General features: G+C 35.0%; 18 protein-coding genes. 13 read left to right on the top strand and 5 right to left on the bottom strand.

The features are described from left to right. The first annotated feature begins 426 nt into the window (after positions 1-426). Positions 427-984 carry a TetR/AcrR family transcriptional regulator gene (locus BR50_RS01520; protein WP_034545489.1) on the top strand — a complete coding sequence of 186 codons (558 nt, stop codon included), beginning with the start codon at positions 427-429 and terminating at the stop codon, positions 982-984. A 400-nt stretch (positions 985-1384) separates the two neighbouring features. On the opposite strand, the gene BR50_RS01515 is transcribed toward BR50_RS01520, so the two are convergent. From BR50_RS01515 to BR50_RS01500, 4 genes are all read right to left on the bottom strand, one after another. Continuing rightward, positions 1385-1843 (bottom strand): flavodoxin, encoded by a 459-nt coding sequence (locus BR50_RS01515; protein WP_034545486.1) that lies wholly within the window; start codon positions 1841-1843, stop codon positions 1385-1387. A gap of 105 nt (positions 1844-1948) precedes the next feature. After that, positions 1949-3037, bottom strand: a complete 1089-nt coding sequence (locus tag BR50_RS01510) for a glycosyltransferase (protein WP_034545484.1) — start codon at positions 3035-3037, stop codon at positions 1949-1951. A gap of 84 nt (positions 3038-3121) precedes the next feature. Next, the gene (locus BR50_RS01505; RefSeq protein WP_034545482.1) at positions 3122-3862 is read right to left on the bottom strand and encodes a WecB/TagA/CpsF family glycosyltransferase; all 741 of its coding nucleotides are present in this window, start codon (positions 3860-3862) and stop codon (positions 3122-3124) included. 80 nt (positions 3863-3942) lie between these two features. Next, entirely contained in the window at positions 3943-4851 is a 909-nt protein-coding gene (locus tag BR50_RS01500; RefSeq protein WP_034545480.1) for an RluA family pseudouridine synthase, read from the bottom strand. 270 nt (positions 4852-5121) lie between these two features. On the opposite strand from BR50_RS01500, the gene map reads away from it, so the two are divergent. The 4 genes from map to BR50_RS01480 all read left to right on the top strand — a co-directional run bounded on the left by map (position 5122) and on the right by BR50_RS01480 (position 9313). After that, on the top strand, positions 5122-5877 hold the full coding sequence (gene map, locus BR50_RS01495; RefSeq protein ID WP_034545478.1) for a type I methionyl aminopeptidase: 756 nt from the start codon (positions 5122-5124) through the stop codon (positions 5875-5877). 241 nt (positions 5878-6118) lie between these two features. Then, on the top strand, positions 6119-7102 hold the full coding sequence (locus BR50_RS01490; RefSeq protein WP_170206173.1) for a serine hydrolase: 984 nt from the start codon (positions 6119-6121) through the stop codon (positions 7100-7102). Positions 7103-7251: 149 nt separating this feature from the next. Continuing rightward, positions 7252-8295 carry an acyltransferase gene (locus tag BR50_RS01485; protein WP_034545472.1) on the top strand — a complete coding sequence of 348 codons (1044 nt, stop codon included), beginning with the start codon at positions 7252-7254 and terminating at the stop codon, positions 8293-8295. An 85-nt stretch (positions 8296-8380) separates the two neighbouring features. Continuing rightward, positions 8381-9313, top strand: a complete 933-nt coding sequence (locus BR50_RS01480; protein WP_034545470.1) for a YihY/virulence factor BrkB family protein — start codon at positions 8381-8383, stop codon at positions 9311-9313. Between the two features lie 592 nt (positions 9314-9905). Here BR50_RS01480 and galE read toward each other — a convergent pair. After that, positions 9906-10916, bottom strand: coding sequence for a UDP-glucose 4-epimerase GalE (galE, locus tag BR50_RS01475; protein WP_034545467.1), 1011 nt, complete (start codon positions 10914-10916; stop codon positions 9906-9908). 221 nt (positions 10917-11137) lie between these two features. Between galE and BR50_RS01470 the strand changes: the two genes are divergently transcribed. The 8 genes from BR50_RS01470 to BR50_RS01435 all read left to right on the top strand — a co-directional run bounded on the left by BR50_RS01470 (position 11138) and on the right by BR50_RS01435 (position 22036). After that, entirely contained in the window at positions 11138-12196 is a 1059-nt protein-coding gene (locus tag BR50_RS01470) for a glycosyltransferase (protein WP_034545465.1), read from the top strand. A 39-nt stretch (positions 12197-12235) separates the two neighbouring features. Next, a complete protein-coding gene (locus BR50_RS01465; RefSeq protein WP_245792803.1) occupies positions 12236-13657 on the top strand; it encodes a lipopolysaccharide biosynthesis protein in 1422 nt (473 codons plus the stop codon). A 29-nt stretch (positions 13658-13686) separates the two neighbouring features. After that, positions 13687-14619, top strand: a complete 933-nt coding sequence (locus tag BR50_RS01460) for a glycosyltransferase (protein WP_034545460.1) — start codon at positions 13687-13689, stop codon at positions 14617-14619. 32 nt (positions 14620-14651) lie between these two features. After that, positions 14652-15824, top strand: coding sequence for a non-hydrolyzing UDP-N-acetylglucosamine 2-epimerase (wecB, locus tag BR50_RS01455; RefSeq protein ID WP_034545457.1), 1173 nt, complete (start codon positions 14652-14654; stop codon positions 15822-15824). Positions 15825-15827: 3 nt separating this feature from the next. After that, positions 15828-17078 (top strand): hypothetical protein, encoded by a 1251-nt coding sequence (locus BR50_RS01450; RefSeq protein ID WP_074200271.1) that lies wholly within the window; start codon positions 15828-15830, stop codon positions 17076-17078. A 159-nt stretch (positions 17079-17237) separates the two neighbouring features. Continuing rightward, positions 17238-18623: a sugar transferase gene (locus BR50_RS01445; RefSeq protein WP_034545454.1), complete on the top strand. Its 1386-nt coding sequence runs from the start codon at positions 17238-17240 to the stop codon at positions 18621-18623. 747 nt (positions 18624-19370) lie between these two features. Beyond that, positions 19371-20330 (top strand): IS30 family transposase, encoded by a 960-nt coding sequence (locus BR50_RS01440; RefSeq protein WP_034545451.1) that lies wholly within the window; start codon positions 19371-19373, stop codon positions 20328-20330. Between the two features lie 155 nt (positions 20331-20485). After that, positions 20486-22036 carry an LTA synthase family protein gene (locus BR50_RS01435; RefSeq protein WP_081884464.1) on the top strand — a complete coding sequence of 517 codons (1551 nt, stop codon included), beginning with the start codon at positions 20486-20488 and terminating at the stop codon, positions 22034-22036. Positions 22037-22051: the final 15 nt, after the last annotated feature.

Raw genomic sequence — 22051 nt, 5'->3', positions numbered from 1 at the left:
GAAACAATTTCACTCGCTTTTTTTAAAAGAAATTCAAAAAAAAATTGACAACAAATAAAGTTCGTGTTTTGCAGTAGTCTTTAAAGTTGGGAAGATAGGTGTACCAATCTGATTTACCGAATGTATAGCTCACAAGTGTTTTTATAAAATAGAACAAAATAGTTCTCTTTTAATCACAATAGTGATAGAATGAATTAAGGGTTATTGGAGAGAGAATCCGGATAGAATAGGTACAGTGTTGTTCTTTAAAGGATGCGAATAAAAGCGAATACTGTTTTGCATTAAATTCAAATTCTAGGTGATACTGGTCAGCTACTCGTAAAAAACAAAGTCAAAAATTATTGGGTATGAAAAATAGGAAATTCAGGGATAAGCGGACAATTGCCCCCTAATTAATGGTAAATGATAACAAAGAGGTGAACCGAGATGGCTAGAAAAAAGACGATTTTAAAATCACAAATTCTGGAAACAGCCTACCAAGTTGTTAAAGCAGAAGGATTTGAAGGTTTTACAGCACGTAACATTGCTAAAAAAATGGATTGCTCAACCCAGCCCATTTATTTAGAATTTAAAAGCATGGATGACTTAAAGCACGAACTTGTCGTTAAAATAAAGACCTATATCGATGAGACCATTTATGAAAAAGAACGCACAGAAGAGGCATTACTCAATATGTGTTTGAACTACATTTATTTTGCAAAAGATGAACCAATCTTTTTTAAAGCACTTTTCTTTGAATCACAAATGGATACAGATCAAATGCATGCTATCTCATCTGATAAGATGATGGAACTATTCAAGCAAAATGAAGGAACCAAAGAGTTGACAAAAACTGAAAAAATAAAACTCTTTAAAAATCTTTGGATCACTGTCCACGGTACAGCAGTATTGGTAGCCCAAGGTTTCTTGAAGTTCCACGAAAAAGATGTTACTGATTATATTAAGCAAGCTTTACAACAATCAGTACCCGATTATACGGATTAACTAAGGAAAGAGGCTGGAACATAACCAGCAAAGAATAAGGAAAAGGGTCTGCTTATCAGGAAACTGATGAAAAGATTCTTTTTTTGTTCTTTGTATCGATTTTTTAATAAATAGTGTCGGTTTTTCAAAGAAAATTACTTTTGGAATAACGGGTTTGCTTGTGGAGAGCCGTGGAAGCGCCTGAAGCCTAAAAAAAAGTTGTCATGGTTGTTGCTGCTTTAGCAGCTTACAAACATGATACACTTGGGCGTTATTTGCCCACAGTGCTTCATTTTAGGCTACAAGCAACGCCTATTCCGCCAGAAATTTTAGGTGAGTGATTTAATTAATCTAGCAACACCAAAAATTATACAGCTAAAAAATCCCCCTCACCATTTAAGCGAGGAGGATTTTTTGACTATTATTGAGACAAGGCAGCCGTTTTGTCGACTAAAGCTTTTGCGAAAGCTTCTAAATTCAACCTATCTTCTTCATTGGCATCTAAATCGACTTTGACACTTTCAGCACCTTTAACAGCACCGATCGAAGCTAATTTATCAGCAAAATCATCTACAGATTGACAAAACTTATCATAGAAATGATCTCCTGAACCGAAGGCACCGTAAACTTTTCCCGTTAAATCAATTTCATTCAGTTCTTCATAGAAATCGACGAATTCATCTGGTAAATTAGCATCGTTCCCATAAGTATACGTTCCGATAATGCACATATCGACCTCTAGAAAGTCTTCTGGTTCAGCCTGCATGCTTTCAACCATTTCAACATCCACGCCTAAATTTTCTAAGGCCTCTTTTACAATTTCGGCACATTCTTCTGTATTACCAGTCAAACTTGCAAAGACAATCAAAGCTTTCGCCATTTTTATCGCATCCTTTTCTACGCTTGTGTGCTTCCTCAGCAAAGTATACCAAAGGAAACACCGGTTCTGCAATGAAAGAAATCTGTTTAGCCACTTAAAAATCGATTAAGAGCGGGCTAACGCTTCATAAAGAGACACAGTCTGTTTATAAAAATGCTCAAGAGAGAACTGTTTGGAAGCCAACTGATACAATCGTTCACCTTTAAGCTCTAAGGTGTTGTTCTCCCATGCAGTATATGCTTCATTGAGCGCACCCGATAACGACGCAATCGATTTAGCAGGCACACACCAGCCATAGCTTGCATCGGGTACTAAAAGAGAAATATCGCCGACATCTGTGGCAATGAAAGGAACTTTTTGATTGGCTGATTCCAGTAACACCATTGGAAATCCTTCATTGTACGATGCTAAAACAGTGATATCTGAATGGGCAATGGTTTCTTCTACTTGCGGTTTGTTCAAAAATCCTAAAAAATGAACGTTTTCTTGTATATTTAGCTGCTGGGCTTTTTTTTCAAGCGAAGCCTTCAAGTCTCCATCTCCGACCAAGTTTAAAGTGAAATCAGTAAAGTGAGCAGAGCGCAGACTTTCTAGTAAAAGGTCATGTCCTTTGATCGGATGCAAACGAGCGATGCAAGTTAAAGTGAAGCGGTCATTCTTAGCATGAGCCTTAGCTGTATTCGGTTCGAATTGGAGGCCATTGTAAATGATCGTCATTTTTTTGGGGCTGATGCCTAATTTAAGCAGCGGCTGCATCAAGCTATCGGTCACCACGATCAAGTGGTCCGCTTTTTTTAGACTAGCTAAATTGAGTTTGGTGAACAACGTGCCTTTTATGCCTCTGTCCATAAAATCAAGTGTAGGATCGCTATGAACGGTGATGAGCCATCGTACAGCGACTTTTTTACGGATCATCGAGAAGATGAAATTCGCACGTGCCCCATGCGTGTGGACGATATCAAACGCATGGTCATTGATGAATTGAGTCAATCGTTTCAAGATAGAGAGATCATACCGCGACTGTTGTTTAAGAGTATGTACCTGGATCCCTAAGCTTTTAGCTTCTTCCGCAATAATACCGTCTTCCATCACTAAAAGCTCAGCCGTTGTTGGATCAAATTGTGAAAGCAGTGAGAGAATATGATTTTTTCCGCCGCCATCTTCTAAACCTGCATTGATGTGCAACACTTTCATAACTAGTTGACCTCCTTTGTCGATTGTTTCTTCCGATAAAAAGCTGTCAAAAAAACTGAACAGAATCTGTTCAGCCTTTTTGACTTATTTTTTATAGATGTGTTTCTTTTCGCGGTTTACTTCTCTTAGGAATTGAGGCAGTGCCATCATCCGTTTAAATCTAAGCGGCTGTTTGATCAAACGATACAACCATTCACTATTCAATTGGATAAAGATTTTTGGTGCACGTTTTGATTTCCCAGAAAGCACATCAAAACTGCCGCCCACACCCATTAACAAACCTTTTGAAGCGGTAGATAAGTATTGATGGATCCATTGTTCTTGTCTCGGATAACCGATAGCGACAAAGACCATGTCAGGTTGCGTTGCTTGAACTGATTCAATGATCGAAGCGTCAGACAAATCAAAGTAGCCGTTTCTTGCTCCAACAAGATCGATTGAAGGGTAGAACTTTTGAACTTTAGCTACCGTACTTTGTAAAACATCTTCTTTAGCACCCAATAGATAAACGCGACTGCCCTTAACATTAGCTTCTTCAAGCAAAGCCAACATCAAGTCATATCCTGCGACCCGTTCAACGATCGGAGTTCCTAGCATTTTTGATCCTTTTATAATGCCGATCCCATCAGCGATAACGTAGTCTGCTTTATTTATAAGCGACATATAAGCTGGATTTTTTTTTGCGTACATAACGATTTCCGGATTAGCGGTAACCACAAACGATTTTTGGTTGTGATCAACTCGCTCTATTAATTCTTCAAGGAATGTTTCTTTTGTTTGATTGTCAAAAGCTACTCCTAATACTGATACTTTTTTATGCTCCATAATTGCCAACCATCCTTAAACCCTTTTACTAAACTAAACATTTTAGTTATCATACCATTGAACTATAGAAGAGATAAAGCTTATTTTGAATACATCAAGAATACTTTTGGTACTTTAGAATGAAACCGGACCAATTCTTTACTGGTCGGGTGTATCAAAGCTAAAGTAGTTGCATGCAAGCCTAAGCGTTTTAATGGATTAGAAGTTGCACCATATTTTTTATCGCCTGCAACGGGGTGACCAAGAGTTTCCATGTGGACTCTTATTTGATTTTTGCGGCCAGTTTCTAAACGGGCTTCTAATAAGGTGAAATCTTCATTGTTACGGATTTTTTTATAGTGAGTGATCGCCAATTTTCCGCCGTTATCGTAAGTAGCTGAATGGACCTTCATCGATTTGCTTTCAGTCAACCACGTTTTGATCGTGCCTTCTTCTTCAGCAACTACACCTTCGACTAGCACTGTATAGATCCGTTCTTTGACGATTTCACGCCAATTTTCTTGCATGTCTTGTTTGATCTGTTCGGTTTTTGCAAAAACCATTACACCAGAAGTATCACGGTCTAAACGATGGACCACGTAAATGCGGTTGTTGTGATCTTCTTGTTTGACATAATTGATCAATTGACGATGTGCAGTCAATTCTTGAGCAAACTTGGCAGCGATCGATAACAATCCGGCTTCCTTATCGATGACGATAATAGCATCATCTTCATAAATGATCGTCATCCCAACAAGAGCCGTTTCTTTGATTGCCGCTTTATTGGATTGGATCGCGATAACTTGGCCCGGCAGTAAAGGATGATTGTGTTTCTTGATCAATTTTCCATCGACGGTCACTTGACCTCTTGTTAAAATCGATTTTACCGAATTACGGCTTGTATGTGGCATGATGCTTATTAGGAAAGGCAATAATTCCATCGGTTCAGTCACTGTATAGAGTTGATTATTAGTATTCTTTTTAGGTGTATAAGTTATTTTTTTAGCCATTAAAACCACTCACTTTCATTAAATGTTCTTTTAGTAGAGTATAACGGAAAAAGGGACAAAAATAACCCTAAAGTAAGAAAATTTCAAATAGAAAGCCCTTTAAAGGATGAATCAATCAAAAAAGAACGATTTTGTTCAACCAATGACAGAAAAAAGGGGATACAGGTTAAAGATTCGCCAGAATGGTTCACAATTTCAAAAATAAAGCTTATAATAAACCGGAGAGAAAAAAATAAACTTGCACGATTCAATAGAAAAGAGGAACGGAAATTGATTACACTAAAATCACAACGCGAAATTGATGCAATGGAAGAATCAGGCGCATTATTGGCCAATGTTCATGTTGCTTTAAGAGATATCATTAAACCAGGTATTACGAGCTGGGAAATCAACGCATTTGCACAGAAATACATTGAAGACCATGGCGGTATTGCTGAACAAATCGGGTTCGAAGGATACGAATATGCTACTTGCGTCAGCGTCAACGATGAAATCTGTCATGGCTTCCCAAGCAAGAAAAAAGTTTTGAAAAATGGCGACTTGATTAAAGTCGATATGGTCGTTAACTTAAAAGGCGCTATGTCGGATTCTTGTTGGAGCTATATTGTTGGCGAAGGAACTCCTGAAACAGAAAAATTGATGGAAGTCACTAAAAAAGCTCTTTATCTAGGGATCGAACAAGCACAAGTTGGAAACCGCATTGGCGATATCGGTCATGCTATCCAAACGTACGTTGAAGGAGAAGGTTTTTCAGTAGTCCGCGAATTTATTGGACACGGTATTGGACCCACGATGCATGAAGCACCATCAGTCCCTCATTATGGAGAAGCCGGTAAAGGTCTTCGTTTAAAAGAAGGTATGGTGATCACGATCGAACCAATGGTCAACACCGGAACGTGGAAATCTAAAATGGATGGCAACGGCTGGACAGCCCGCACCAAAGATGGCGGCATCAGCTGTCAATTCGAACACACATTAGCAATCACTAAAAATGGTCCAAGAATCTTGACCGAGCAAAAAAGTTGATTTTCAAACTATAGCGACTAACGAGAATCACTAATTAGTTGGCAAACCAAAAAACTAAAGAGCCCTATCTGAACTTTATTCGAAGTTTAGTTAGGGCTCTTTAGTTGTCTAAGATGTAAAGTTGAGAATAAATAAAGGATTAGAATTGTTTAATTGCACTATCAATAAATACCGTTTTTAACTATACTTGACTAACTTAAAGAGATAGTGAATTAAATGCACCGAAATGGTATTGACTGGAGTGGTAATTGTTAAGCAAAAGAAAAGAAGAGAGTTGAAAAAGAAAGTGACGATAGCACTCGCTATTATTGCTGTTTTTATTGTAGCTCTAGTATGGATCACTACCGTTAATAAAGAACAAGATACAACGAAAACGAATACGGAAAGCCAGCAAGTAGAAATGGAATCCAAAAAAGTTTCTGAAAAAGATACAGAGGTCGAAGTTTCCGAAAAGGAAGAAAAAGTGGAGAAAGTAGATAAGACGACTGATGCAGGACAAGCCTTAATGGATGAGACTTTAGAACTGAATGCTACTTCTCCAGGCAATGTTGGACTGGTTCTACTCAATAAAGCAACCGATGAGAAGATTGAAGTAAACGCGGATACTGTTTTTACAAGTGCCAGCTTATATAAGTTATATGTAACATACGCAGTACTAACAGAAGTAGATGAAGGCAATTTATCACTGGACACAACGATCAATGAGCAGACTATGGCAACGATCGATGATTATTTGAGAGAGACCATAACCGTGTCTTCAAATCAAACAGCTATAGCACTTGCAAATAGGCTTGGTTGGGATGTGATAGAAAAGTTTGTTCAAGAAAATGGTTTCACTGAAACAACGTTTAATACGTCTAATGAAAATGGCGTCATTTCAAGAGGAACGCTACAGACGACGCCTGGGAATGTCGCTGACTTGCTGAACCGTTTAATGGATGGTACATTATTGTCCAAAACATCAACCGATTATTTTATGGGGTTATTGGCTGATCAGCAGTTAGTTTATGCTCTCAATACCGGATTAGCTGACGATGTCACGTTTGCACATAAAACAGGTGTCTTAGACAGTGTCTCCCATGATGCAGGTATCATTACAGACTCAGATGGGCAAGACTATATAGTCGTTGTTATGAGCGATGGGTGGACCTATGCATATGATGAAGCTACACCATTTTTTATTGAAATGGGTCAATCTATCATGGATTATCTATCTGCACAATAAAAAACTACATTAGGCAAGTTAACTAATAAAGTATATGATCTTAACAGGTTTTAAAAATTAAAAAAGTTGAATAAATTCGAAAACAACTGCGAAAGTTTAGTTGTTTCCGGATTTTTGGGTATACTGGATAAAGAAAAGGAGCGGTATTTATGAAAGAAAGAGTTATTTACGCTGATATTCTAAGGGTAGCAGCCACTTTTTTAGTGATCGCCATTCATATTATCTCACGTGATTTTGATTTGTATGCAATCGATTCCTACCAATGGCAAGTACTGAATGTGTTCGATAGTTTTGCGCGTATGAGTGTACCGTTATTTTTTATGATGAGCGGAATCTTTTTTTTAGATCCGAAAAAAGCTTTTTCAATTAGAAAATTCTATAAAAAAAATGTTTTTCGACTGGTAACAGCTTTTATTTTTTGGTCAGCTCTATATGCTGTGATTTTTACTTGGAATGAATACCGAACATTTAACTCAGAGGTATGGGGAGTGATGTTTGAAGCATTTAAAGAAGGGCATTTTCATTTGTGGTTTCTTTTTCGGATGATTGAAATTTATGTCATGATTCCTTTTTTGCGAAAGATCGCTGAGGATAAAAAAATGATCCTTTATCTGATTGCTTTTTGTTTTTATATCGGATTTATCCTGCCAACTTACCATGAATTTCCCGTCAGTTCAACGGTGACCTTTGCTGAAAGAGGCATCAACTTGGATATCACTTTTGGTTATGTCGGTTATTTCTTCGCGGGTTATTTTCTAGCACACTATGATTTAAGCAAATGGGTGAAGAGAGCCATTTATCTGTTAGGAGCAGCCGGTTTGATAAGTACCATTGTAATGACGGGTGTAGAGTCTCTAAAACAAGGGAAACATTACGATGTTCCTTACGAATACTTGACACCTAATGTGTTCTTGATGAGTATAGCTGCTTTTCTATTGGCAAAAGAAAAATTAAATCCAAAACATGTTTCGGCTAAATTCAAACGGATACTATTAGACCTCTCCGCTTATTCATTTGGGATCTATTTGGTACATGTGCTGATTATTTTCCTTTTATGGGAGGTAGGAGCAACAACTTTGTTTAGTACACCGATCCTCTCGGTACCAATTTTGACGCTACTAGTTTTTTGTATCAGTTACATCTGTATCAAAGGAATAGCTCAGTTGCCATTCATCAAACGATTTATTCTATAAAACACTTATTTTTATTAAATAAGTGTTTTATTTTTTTGATTTAAATCGGTATAATGGTAATTGGTTTTGAAAAAGGGGTTTGAATATGTCAAAAGATGATCAATTAGGTAAGGCAGAATTAAATAAAAAAGAAGAAGTTAAAAAATTTAGTATGATTTTGATCCAGAAATACCGGGAAGCTGAAGTTTGGAATTCCGGAGCGATCATCAGTTATTATTTTTTATTGTCCATTTTCCCGATTATCGTTGTGATCGGAAACGTATTGCCCTACTTACGTTTAGATGCGACAGAATTATTGCCGTACATTGAAAAAGCTGTGCCAAGTTATTTTTTTGCTCAAGTTGAAGAGTTGTTGAAGAATTGGTTTACACGCAGCAGTGGTGGGATCTTGTCTATTGCGGCGATTGGAGCCTTATGGTCAGCCAGTCGAGGAATGACTGCGATGCAAGTGAGCATGAATAAAGCTTACGGTGCAGAGCCTAGAAGAAATATCGTGATCATTAGATTATTTTCACTGATCTTAACGACACTGATGATTTTTAGCATCATGGCAATCGTAATTATTTTTGGGTTTGGACAATTGATATTAGAATACATTACCCCAATCATTGACATACCTGCAACGATTGGTGAGACATTTCAAAGTTTAAGGTGGCCGGTCACTATGATCGTACTGTTTATTATTTTTTGTGTGTTGTATTTCTTTGTCCCTCATGCAAAAATAGCTTTCAAGAGCGTTTTGCCTGGAGCAGCATTCTCAACTATTGGCTGGATGCTGGTTTCTCAAGGATTTGCGGTATACGTTGAATATTTTGCTGTTGGTGCACAAAGTTACGGAACGATCGGAACGTTTATGATCATGTTGATTTGGCTACAGGTCATTGGAGCATTGATGACTGCGGGTGCGGTGATCAATGCCGCTATTGAAGTCTATCAAACAGGTACGCTCAATGAAGCTGCTCCATCGCGCATCGGAAACTATATCCGAGCTAAAGTAAAAACTATTTTTAGACGATAAAGAAAAACCTAAGATAAGAACAAGTTGCACAAAAAGATTCACTTTCCCAATGGGAGAGTGAATCTTTTTCGGTTGTTTGTGCTTTAAAGAGAAATTTCTTCCGGAATAACGGGTTTGCTTGTGGAGAGCCATTGGATCGCCTGAAGCCTAAAAGAAAGTTGTCATGGTTGTTGCTGCTTTAGCAGCTTACAAACATGATACACTTGGGCGTTATTTGCCCACAGTGCTTCATTTTAGGCTACAAGCAATCCTATTCCTGCAGAAATTTCCAAGTAGGTGATGTACCTAATCTAGCAACACCAAAGATGATAAATCCTTTTGTTTTTGTGCTACTTCTACGTGAAACCAACATTGACGAATAAGTGACCACCTTTTTTTGTCTCACATTTCGGTGGAGAGTCCTTGTACGAATGTGTGGTGCTGTTTTTTGGGACTACTGTTCTATGAAGGGTCAGTTCACGAAAGAGTGGGGTGCACTATGCAATCAAAATCGCTAAAAAACAAACAAAAAAATTCATGTCCACTTCTGATGAACTAGATCATCAAAAGAGGGCATGAATTTTTTTAGATAAGGCCTTTATTTAATCTTATTTTATTCGTATCCGTTTGGATTGTTTTCTTGCCATTTCCAAGAATCACGGCACATATCTTCTAACGTATGTTCAGCGCGCCAACCTAATTCTTGAGCAGCTTTTGATGCATCCGAATAGCAAGTAGCAATGTCGCCAGGACGTCTATCGGTGATCGTGTAAGGAACTTTCTTGCCAGTAGCATTTTCAAAATTTGTCACAACATCTATTACGCTATAGCCTTTTCCGGTTCCAAGATTGTAAGCTTCGATGCCTTCTGAAGCAAGAATCTTTTCAACTGCTTTTAAATGACCCTTAGCTAAATCGACTACATGAATGTAGTCACGCACACCAGTACCGTCTGGAGTATCATAGTCACCGCCAAAGACACTCAATTGAGCACGTTTACCTACAGCTACTTGCGTGATATAAGGCATCAAGTTATTTGGGATACCGTTTGGATCTTCTCCAATTCGTCCGCTTTCATGCGCACCGATTGGGTTGAAGTAACGCAACAAGGCAATGCTCCAAGAAGGATCTGCAGCATAGACATCTTGCAAGATCTGTTCAATCATCATTTTTGTTGTGCCATAAGGATTTGTGGTGCTTAAAGGCAGGTCTTCAGTCAATGGAGAAACATTGTCCATTCCATAAACGGTAGCAGAAGAACTGAAAACTAATTTTTTAACATTGTAAGCTTCCATTAATTCAGCAAGAACAAAGGTACTAGTCAAATTGTTGTGGTAGTATTTTAACGGTTGGCTAACGGATTCACCAACAGCTTTGTAGCCGGCAAAATGAATGACTGCTTCTATGTCATGGATTTTAAAGACTGCTTCTAAATCTGGTTTATTTAAGACATCTACTTCATAAAAAGAGAACGTTTTTCCGGAAATTTCTTTGATTCGATTTAATACTTCAGGTTTGCTGTTTGAAAAATTATCTACGATGACAACATCATGTCCGGCGTTCAATAATTCTACAGTTGTGTGGCTGCCGATGTATCCGGCGCCGCCTGTTACTAAAATAGCCATTTTCATCCCTCTTTTTCTCGAATTTTTAATTTCAATCATTCTATCTGATAAGTTTAAGTCTACTCATTGAATGAAAATAAGTCAACGCAAAAACGTTTGAAATTGTTAAAGCTTCAAGGCTGAAAACGAGAAAAGTCTTTAGGAAACTGTAATGTTTCAGTCATTTGATTATGCTATAATAGTCAAGTCATTGCATTAATGAAAGTGAAAGGGGTATAACGATGAGTAAAGTATCAATTATTATGCCTATCTACAATGTTGCTGAGCAGCTGGAGAAAGCGATCCAGTGCGCCTTAAAACAAACCTATACAAACATCGAAATTATTTTAGTTGACGATGGTTCAACTGATGGATCGGGAGCACTATGTGACCAATATTGCTTAAAAGATTCGCGTATTATTGTCATCCATCAAAAAAATGTCGGCTCAGGTTTTGCCAGAAATGCAGGATTAGATCAGGCAACTGGGGAGTATATCTATTTCGCTGACCCAGATGATTACTTTGAAGCAAATCTGATTGAAGAAACGGTTGCCAAAGCAACAGAATCGACTGCCGATATAGTAGTGTTTGGGTACTTCGATGAAATCGTAGATAAAGAAGACAAAGTCACAACAACTGAAAAATTGCCTAAATTAATTGGGCGCTTAGAACAAGAAGCATTCAGAGACAATTTTAGAGACCATTATGCATTATCTCCTTATGCTTTATGGAACAAACTATTCAACCATGCTTTTTTAAAACAACACAACTGCCGTTTTACCAATCAAAAAGTAGGGCAGGACGCTTTATTTAATCAACGAGCAGGATTTGATGCAGCAACGATTTATTATCAGCCAAAAGCTTATTACCATTATGTTTTCCGGGAAGGGTCTGCGGTCAATCGCTACCGTAAAGAACGCTTTTTTTATGAATACACTATTGCTGATCAGTTTGAAGAGTGGATGGTCTATTGGAAGAAAGAAGAAAAGTACCACGATTTAGTGAACCAACACTATTGGGGTGCACTGTACTTAGAATTGAGCAATTTAGCTTGGGAAGATTGCCCGCTGACGGGTCCTGAAAAAGAGGAACACATTGAAGCTTTAATGGAAAATCCTAAAATCAAGCAAGCTATTTCTGAAATAGAGACCGAAAAAGAAAAAAACACATTTGTAAAAATTCTGATCCTACTCTTAAGATACGAAAAATACGCAGCGGCCATAAAAGTGATGCAGTTGAGAGTGACGGTCGGAAAGAAATTTCAAAAAAGTTTTAAAGCAATCAAAAAGAAATTCGGTTAGCCAATCTAGTAACAAAGGAGTTGATGGAGCATTATGGGGATGGCTGATGAATTCAAAAAAGGCATTTTTTACAGTGCACTAGGAAAATATTCCAATGTTGTGATCCAATTACTGGTCACTGCAGTGCTATCCAGAATATTAACTCCGGAAGAGTATGGCATAGTTGCAGTGGTAAATGTCTTTTTGATTTTTTTCCAAATGTTAGCTGATTTTGGGATTGGTCCGGCAATCATCCAAAATAAAACATTGTCGAAACAGGAAATCAATAGCATTTTTGGGTTTTCGCTCTACTTAGCCTTGTTTTTAGGAATCGTATTTGTGTTTCTAGGCTATCCAATCAGTGCTTTTTATAATAATGAGGTTTATAAACCAATCAGTATCGTGTTAGCTTTTTGTGTCTTCTTCTATGGGATTCTAGTTGTACCTCAATCGATGTTATTAAGAGATAAAAAATTCAGTACGGTGAATATGGTAACGGTACTGGCTAACGTTGCAGCAGGTGTGGTGTCGATCGTACTTGCCATAAATGGCTTCAGCTATTATTCGTTGATTATCAGCAATACAGTCAAAGCGGCCTTATTGTTTATTGTTTTCTATCTAAAAACAGATTTAACGCCTGATTTAAAAATAGACCAAGAGCCATTGAAAAAAATCTTTAGTTTCTCAAAAAATCAATTTCTATTCAATTTCATCAATTATTTTTCAAGGAATTTAGATAACATATTGATTGGAAGGTATCTTTCAACGAGTTCTTTGGCTTTTTATGACAAAGCTTATCAAGTGTCGTTATACCCCAATCAAATTTTAACGAATGTCATTTCACCGGTGATCCAACCGATCATGTCTAACTATGAAACGAATCTAGCAAAAATAAAATCGGTTTATTTAAAAATTACAACCATATTAGCCACGATCGGCTTGCCGTTATCGGTCTTTTTAGTCTTTCATTCCAGTGATATTATTTTATTTTTGTTTGGCGATCAATGGGGTGGAAGTGTCGTAACGTTCCAAATTTTAGCGTTATCGGTTTGGATCCAAATGATATTAAGCAGTACTGGAGCTATTTTCCAATCTGCTAATCGGACAGATTTATTATTGCTTTCTGGTGTGTTATCCGCAGTGGTTACTGTTACAGCTATCGTGATTGGTATATTAGCTGGTAGGATCGAATCCGTAGCTTGGATGGTTATCCTAGCATTCACGATAAACTTCATTCAAACAAATTACTTATTGATGTACAAGTTATTTAAATCAAACTTTAGTGAGATTGGAAAAGCTTTAGGTAAACCCGCTATTATGGCCTTGATCCAAGTTGTGTTTTTTTTGATCATACCACGTTTCCCGTTTTCAAGTTTTATAAACCTTATGATCAATGGTATCGTCTTTGTAATTCTATTTGCAATAGGACTGATCCTTACAGGGCAAATGAAATTGTTAACCGAAGTCATTAAGAAGAAATAGACAATACCCGTTTGGAGAGGAAGAAAAGCATGCAGCAAGACCCTTTAGTGTCAGTGATCGTACCTGTTTACAATGTTGACAGGTATATCGACGAGTGTTTAGATTCGATTGTAAAACAAACTTACCAAGAACTGCAGATCATCATAATTGATGACGGAAGTACCGATGAAAGTAATCAAAAAGTGAGACCATATCTGTCCGACAGTAGAGTTCAGCTAATTGAACAAGTAAATACAGGTCTTTCAGGAGCACGAAACACAGGGCTAAGAGCAGCATGTGGGAAGTATGTGCTATTTGTTGATTCAGATGATTATTTAGCTTTAACGGCAATCGGAAATCTGGTTGATTTAATGAAAAAAAATCATACAGATCTTATCCGCTTTAACGGCAGAGCCTTTTTAGACGGACTAAATGAACCAATCAAACAAAATAACTATGATTTCAGTCATCGGCTGCAAGAAGGCGTAAAGTATACCGATGACCGTTTCGAAGTAAATAGCCGGACATTTGCTTCACCGGTATATTTATATATGGTGAAAAGAGAAGTCATTGAACAAAATAATCTGTCTTTCTATGAAGGCATCTTGCATGAAGATGAACTGTTTACCACGCAAGTTTTTTTAAATAGTCGCTCAATGATTTATGCAAATGCTTTTTACTACAATAGAAGATACCGTGAAAATTCGATTATGACGGATCAAAGCCAAGAAAGATTAAAACAAACGTTTGAGTCTTATCTGATTATTTTTAAAGAATTAGAAAAAATGTACCTGAATAAAATTTATTCTAAAGAACAAAAAAAATTGATCAAAAGACAAATTCTATCGATTTATTCAGGGTTGAAAAATAGCAATGTCAACAAAATTGAAAAAGAAAATAAAATAAAAGATTTAAAGGGCATTACTATAACAGATAAAGCTTATCTTTCTATAAAAAAAATCATCGGTAAATTATCTGTTTAAAAATATGATTATCTGTTTTGGAGGTTTAGTTTATGAAAAAAATAAAAGTACTGACAATTTTTGGTACGAGGCCAGAAGCTATAAAAATGGCTCCTGTGGTAAAAGAACTCAATAAACAATCGAATCGATTTGAATCTATCGTAGCAGTTACAGCTCAACATCGTGAAATGTTAGATCAAGTATTACAGACGTTCAATATTGTTCCTGATTATGATTTAGATATCATGAAAAAAAATCAAACATTATCTGAAATCACATCAAATGTTTTGATGGGTTTAGATAAAATCATGAAAGAAGCTAAACCAGATATAGTGTTAGTTCATGGCGATACAACTACTACCTTTGCGGCAAGTATTTCTGCTTACTATAATCAAATTAAAGTAGGTCATGTTGAAGCAGGGCTGCGCACGTGGGATAAATATTCTCCTTTCCCTGAAGAAGTGAATCGTCAATTGACAGATGTCATCGCAGATATCTATTTTGCACCGACAAGTGAAAGTAAACTGAATTTACTAAAAGAAAATCACCCTGAAGAAAAAATATTCATTACTGGAAATACAGCAATCGATGCTCTTAAAGAGACAATTAAAACGGATTATCATCATACCGTTCTTGAAAATATCGATCCTGAAAGTAAACTTGTTTTAATAACCATGCATCGCCGTGAAAATCAAGGCGAACCAATGGAGCGAGTCTTTAAAGCGATACGACAAGTTGTCGATCAACATGAAGATGTTGAAATCATTTATCCCGTTCACTTAAACCCGATCGTTCAAAAGATGGCTGAAAAAGTTTTAGGGAATCACCCTAGAATCCATTTGATTGCTCCGCTTGAAGTGATAGATTTTCATAATTTAGCGGCTAAAAGTTATATGATCATGACCGATTCTGGTGGTGTCCAAGAAGAAGCCCCTTCTCTAGGAGTACCTGTTCTAGTGCTTAGAGATACGACTGAAAGACCAGAAGGAGTAACGGCAGGCACCCTTAAATTAGTCGGCACCCAAACTGAAACGATTATAAAAGAGATGACTAATTTATTAGTAAATAAAGAAGCACATAAAAAAATGGCTGAAGCTAATAATCCTTATGGCGATGGAATGGCGAGTAAAAGAATTTTAAACGCTATTGCTTATGTATTAGGGTATGAAAAAGAGGAACTAAAAGATTTTGTTAATGAGACTGTAATTGAAACAGAAAGAGAGTAGGGTTTGGAATTGGAAGAGATTTCTATATTAACCAAGTGGCTAGACTTTAATAAAAAAAATAGTCGGTTTTGGTCCAACATTATTTTGTTTCTGATGAGTATATCATTTGTCGTAACTGACTGGATGATCGTTATTTTTACTGTAAGTGATTATATTTTCGCTTTAGTAGGAATAAGCCTGTTTATTAGTGGAAATTATAAAATAAAAAGAAGGCAGTTATTATGGATACTTTTGATATTGGGTGTTATAGCAGCTAATATAGTAATGAATGTATATAATAATGAGGCCTTTGTTCTGAAGACTGGAACGGCAGCATTCATTAGGGTTTCTTATTATGTTGCTATTATCGTAGGAGTGTACAATTACGTGAAAGATCAACATTTAGAAACCCGTTTCTTGAAAACACTTAATATTATTGCAATAATAGTATGTTTTATCGGAATATATATTACTATTGCATTATATTCTGAGGGACAACTCCCATATGAATTTTTTTGGAAATTTACTAGAACCGATTTAGCAAGCTTTGTCTTCAAAGAAAATACGGCTCTTATTAGGACAAGGAGTATATTTTCTGAACCAGCCTATCTTGGTTATTTTTTAAATGTTATTTTAACAATGAACTACTTTAATGGAGTTCATGTGAAAATTAATAAAAGTTTTTCTGTAATTATTTCGTTAACATTACTTTTAACTTTCTCGTATAGTGCAATTGGAATCATGTTAATGATTCAATTTCTTAACTTAGTTTACAAAATTAGATTAAAAAAATTCAAATGGACCAACAAAACAACGGTATACGTTCTTTTGTTGGTAGGGATTATAATGTTCTCGTGGGATTTTATTGACGAAACACTGATAAAGAGGACAGCTTATATTATAAGTGGAGAAGACATTTCAGCATATAATAGGATTATAAGCAGCTGGAGCCACATAAATTCAGAACATATTTTCCTTGGAAATGGAATAGGGCATACACCTAACGTTTGGAATATATATGCTTATATCTTATCTGATTTAGGTTTAATAGCCTTCATTCTAAGTTGTTTATTTAGTTTGTATCTTCTTTTAATAAATTTTAGACTGGGAATGATTTTTATCGTACTTAATTTTCAAAAAGGAGGCTACTTAAATCCTGCTTTTTCAATTCTATTGTTATTGATTTTTATTTATATCGAAGATAAAAATCAACTAAGTCGTAGTTTGAATCCTAAAGCTATTAATTCAAATTGTGATACTCGAAATTTAATTTAATTATTTTTAAGAGTTGTTGCTCTTTTCATTTAGTGTTAAATGGTATAAGGAAATGATACTGAAAATAATGTATAATTTAGGAATAGGATTTGTAATATTGATATGTTATTATAGATTACGAGTGTCTGAAAAACAGGGATTGAACGGAGGAAAGTTATTATGTCTCAAGGAGAAAAATTCACAAAAACTAAGAAGATAGGGATAGTATTAATAGAAGTATTATTATACCACCTTTCTCTTCTCCTTTCTTTTTATATTCGATACGAGGGTAATATACCCATGTATAATTATAAAGCTTATGTAAACTCAAGTATTTACATTTTGATGTTATTTATATTATTAAATCTACTTTTTGGGGTTTATATACTATATAACAAGTCTATTACAGATTTCTTTTATCTTACTTTGATTATACAAATAATCATGACAGTATCTATAATGGCCCTAACTTTTTTTGGTAGATGGTTTACTTTTCCAAGATCAGTGATATTCATTAGTTTAATTGTTAGTTCAATTATTCTATTTGTTTGGCGTGTGGCCGTATATAAGATTTATGAACGATTTAGTGGAAGTAAAAAAGTGATGATTGTTGGAAATGAAATAGATATAAAAAATGCGATTTTTAATATTGGAAATGCAAAGAGTAAGCGACACATAGTGAAATACGCTATTGTATCAAACTACTACTATAATGTAGAAAAAAATCTAGAAAAAGTTGATATTGTATATATAGCAAGTGATATTTATGAAGAAGAAAAATTGAAAATTTATAATTTATTAGTATCTAAAAGGAAAAAATTATTTTTAACAACTAGTTTTGAAAATTTATTACTTGTTAAACCTAATATCATGAATATTGAAGATGAAAGCATTATTGAAGTTTCAAATTTTGAAATTTCTTCAGAAGATAATTTAATTAAACGACTAATCGACATTGTCTTTTCATTAGTTCTTATAGTTGTAGCTTCACCAATAATGCTAATAACAGCATTACTTGTTAAATTAACGTCTGAAGGGCCTGTTTTATATAAACAAGTTAGAATTACTAAAGATGGCAAAGATTTTAATGTTTTAAAATTTAGAAGTATGAGCGCGACTGCTGAAAAAGAATCTGGTCCAGTATTAGCATCGTCTAATGATGCAAGAGTTACAACAGTTGGCAAATATATCCGCTCATTACGAGTGGATGAGCTTCCTCAATTGTTTAATGTATTGATAGGGGATATGTCTGTAGTAGGTCCAAGACCTGAACGACCGTTTTTTGTGGATCAATTTAAAAAAGAAAATCCACATTATTATTTACGTCATAATGTTAGAGCAGGTATAACTGGATATGCACAAGTGTATGGTAAATATGCGTCAGATTTTAATAGTAAATTAAATTTTGATCTACTATATATAAAAAAATATTCTCTACTGCTTGATATAAAAATTATGTTGCAAACAATAAAAATTCTTTTTGATAAAGTTTCGTCAAAAGGTTTGGATGAGGAAGAGCAAGAAAAAAATAAAGATATTCCTAGTAATATAATTTATTTAGATTGATTAATCAAAGAGAAAAAAATTATACTAGATTTAATAAGCACACTCTTTAGCAAAAGTTTGTTTGACTATCATAGCGGAATACTTGTTATAAATTAAAAAATAAAAGTTCTTCTAGGTTGCATTAATTTTTATTGATGCAATCTGATATAGAAGGATTCTTTTTTTAATTTATTGTAATTAAGGTCATAACTACTAACTATCATCAACTGCTATTTAAATATTTGGTTGGTTCATTTCATAAAGGAAAAATTATTTTTAAAGTGTTTAATAACAATTCTAATTCAGCATGAGGTAAGTTTTTTATAATTAGTTTAATACCTTTCTGTGGCAGTCCTTCTAAACTATCGCAACTTAACGCAACATCAGGTGATCATAATCTTCGATTTATTATTCGGTTGATAGTAGTTAACAATAGTGTAAACGGAATCGGTAATTTGAAATATAAATTTACGTTGATTTCATTTATGCTTAATGATTTTTTTACTGGAGGGAGGTAATTTTTAAATGAAAAATAAGAAAGAGATTGGAATGATTTCCCTTAAATTTCTCATAACTATCTCTATAGGATTATTTAGTTCGTTTTCTGCATTTCTGATACTACAATACTTTCATCTTTCGATGAATTTTGAAGCGGTAACAAATTTTTTAATTACGTCGATTGTAAAATTAAGCTAGACAACAAAAAAAGCCATTCGTGGTACACTCAAAATGTATTTCCGACAAAAGAAGACATAGGAGTGATCACGAATGACCTACACACATCTTACCACGGATGAGCTAGTGATGATAGAATCTTATTACCACAAAAATATCTCAGTTGCCAAAATAGCCATTTATTTAAACCGAACTCGTACACCCATTTATACCGTCATCAACTTCTTAAAAGAAGGTCATACGGCCCTTGAGTATTACCAACAATACAAGGAAAATAAAAAGCGTTGCGGGCGTCACAGAATCGTTCTCCCAAAGAAACAACAGGCCTACATTAAAGATAAAGTCGCTCAAGGTTGGACTCCTGATGTCATTATTGGTCGGGCGGAAGAGCCCATTAAGTGTTCTGTTCGTACCCTTTACCGCCAATTCAAAGAAAAAATCTTTGATGAAACCACACTCCCAATGAAGGGGAAAAGAAAGCCAAATGGTCATAAAGAACGTCGAGGAAAACAAGCTTTCAAGCGGAATATCGCAGAAAGAGTGAAAGATTACCCTCAATTCACTAAAGAATTTGGCCATATAGAAGGCGACACCATTGTAGGTGTCCAGCATAAAAGTGCCATTATAACGTTAGTGGAACGTCTGTCGAAAGTCATTATTACCTTGAAACCTGATGGACGTAAGGCCAGCGACATTGAAACAGCTATGAATCATTGGTTTCAAGTCATTCCAAGAAACTTATTCCGCTCTATCACGTTTGATTGTGGAAAAGAATTTTCTAACTGGAAATCATTATGCAACCACCACGATATCGCCATTTATTTTGCGGATCCTGGAACACCTTCACAACGCGCTTTAAACGAAAATTCTAACGGTCTCCTCCGAAAAGATGGCTTGCCAAAAGAAATGGACTTTAATCAAGTCGACCAATCGTTTATTTCCTCCGTTGCAGATAAGAGAAATAATATTCCAAGAAAATCATTGAAGTATCAAACACCATTGGAAGTATTTTTGAGTTACATGAGTGAAGATATTTTGTCTAGCTTAATTTGACAAATCAGATTATTTACACAAAGTTAAGTATTCTTCAGATAGTAATTGTTTTTCTTTTATTTTTATTTATTTATTTTATTTTATATTCAAAGTTTCTTTCTTTTTTACTTCTTTCAGTGTCCGCACTTATTATAGGAATAGTGTCTTATTTTAAAATGGGATTTCGTGGAGAACCAATTTATCCTTCGGACGCGGCATTTTTAAAGGATATATCGTTCTTCATAGAGATAGTAGATTTTAAGGCTATAGTAATAATAATAATTGGAATTGTACTTCTTATTACTATTTCTTTATTGTATTTTAAATTTAGAACAAAGAAAAATCTTTCAAAATTTACAAAAGGATTTAGAGTGATTGGGCTGATTATAGTAAGTTTAATGCTGTTATATGTATATCAATTCAATTCTCCAAATAATAAGGTGAAAGCTGCTTTTAATGAATATGTTAATTGGATTTCGTATAGTCAAGAAAAAAATTATACAAGAAATGGCTTTGTTTCAGGGTTATTGTACAATTTAAAGTCCCCAGCATTAGAACGTCCTAAAGATTATAGTCAGGAAAGAATTGAAGAAATAGTTATAAAGTATTCAAAAGAAGCCAAAGCTATCAATAATAATAGAAATGGTATTATCGATGATATTAACATCATTTTTATTATGAATGAAACTTTTTCAGATGCACAACGTTTAGATGGTTTTACAATAAACGGAGGAGATCCCCTGGAAAATTATAGAGAATTCTCACAGGACCATATGCATGGTCAAGTTTTGTCTCAAGCGTACGGAGGAGGAACTGCTAATATAGAGTTTGAAGCTTTAACGGGTATTTCATTAGAGCCTCTTTCAGGGAATATTTCAATACCATACATCCATCTTAGTGATAAATTGAATTTATTAACGACAATCACTGATTATGCAAAAGCATCGAATCATTATTTAACAGCGATTCATCCTCATAATTCAACCATGTACAAACGAATTGATAATTATAAAACATTCGGTTTTGATCAAATGCGATTTAAAAATGATATGAAATATACAGATGTAATTGATCGAAGTCCATATATATCGGATGAAGCTTCTTATAAAGAAGTAATGGATGTTATGAATAATACAGATAAAAAAGATTTTATTCATTTAGTCACCATGCAGAATCATATGAGGTATAGTGGGAAATACGATAATGTTGAATTTAAAGTGAAAGGAGTTCCAGAAACTGCTGAAGCTGAAAATTATTTAAAGGGAATCCAATATAGTGATATCGCATTAAAAGAATATTTAGAAGAGTTAGATTCTTATGATGAAAAGGTAATGATTGTTTTTTGGGGAGACCATTTGCCATCTTTTTATGGGAATAAACTTGTAGAATTAAATGGTTATCAAAAAATGCATGAGACACCATTAATGTTTTATACGAACTTTATAGATGATAAAAAAGACATAGGAACGGTTAGTCCAATTTATTTTATAAACTATGTATTAGAAATTGCAGATGCAAAGGTTAGCCCTTTCATAGCAATGTTAGAGAGAATGAAGCAAGTTCTACCTGCTTTTGAGAAAAATTTCTACCTAGAAAGAGAAACTGGGGTGAAAAATTCGCGAGACGAATTAAAACATTCTACTCAATTGTTACTGGAAGAATACGATTTAATCCTATATGATATTACAACTGGAAAAAATTATAGTAAAGACTTAAGGTTCTATTAAGGGAAATTTTTAACA

Source organism: Carnobacterium alterfunditum DSM 5972 (assembly GCF_000744115.1).
In the GTDB taxonomy this organism is placed as follows: domain Bacteria; phylum Bacillota; class Bacilli; order Lactobacillales; family Carnobacteriaceae; genus Carnobacterium_B; species Carnobacterium_B alterfunditum.
The sequence above is the reverse complement of the archived record's forward strand: the minus strand, read 5'-3'. Positions and strand labels throughout refer to the sequence as shown.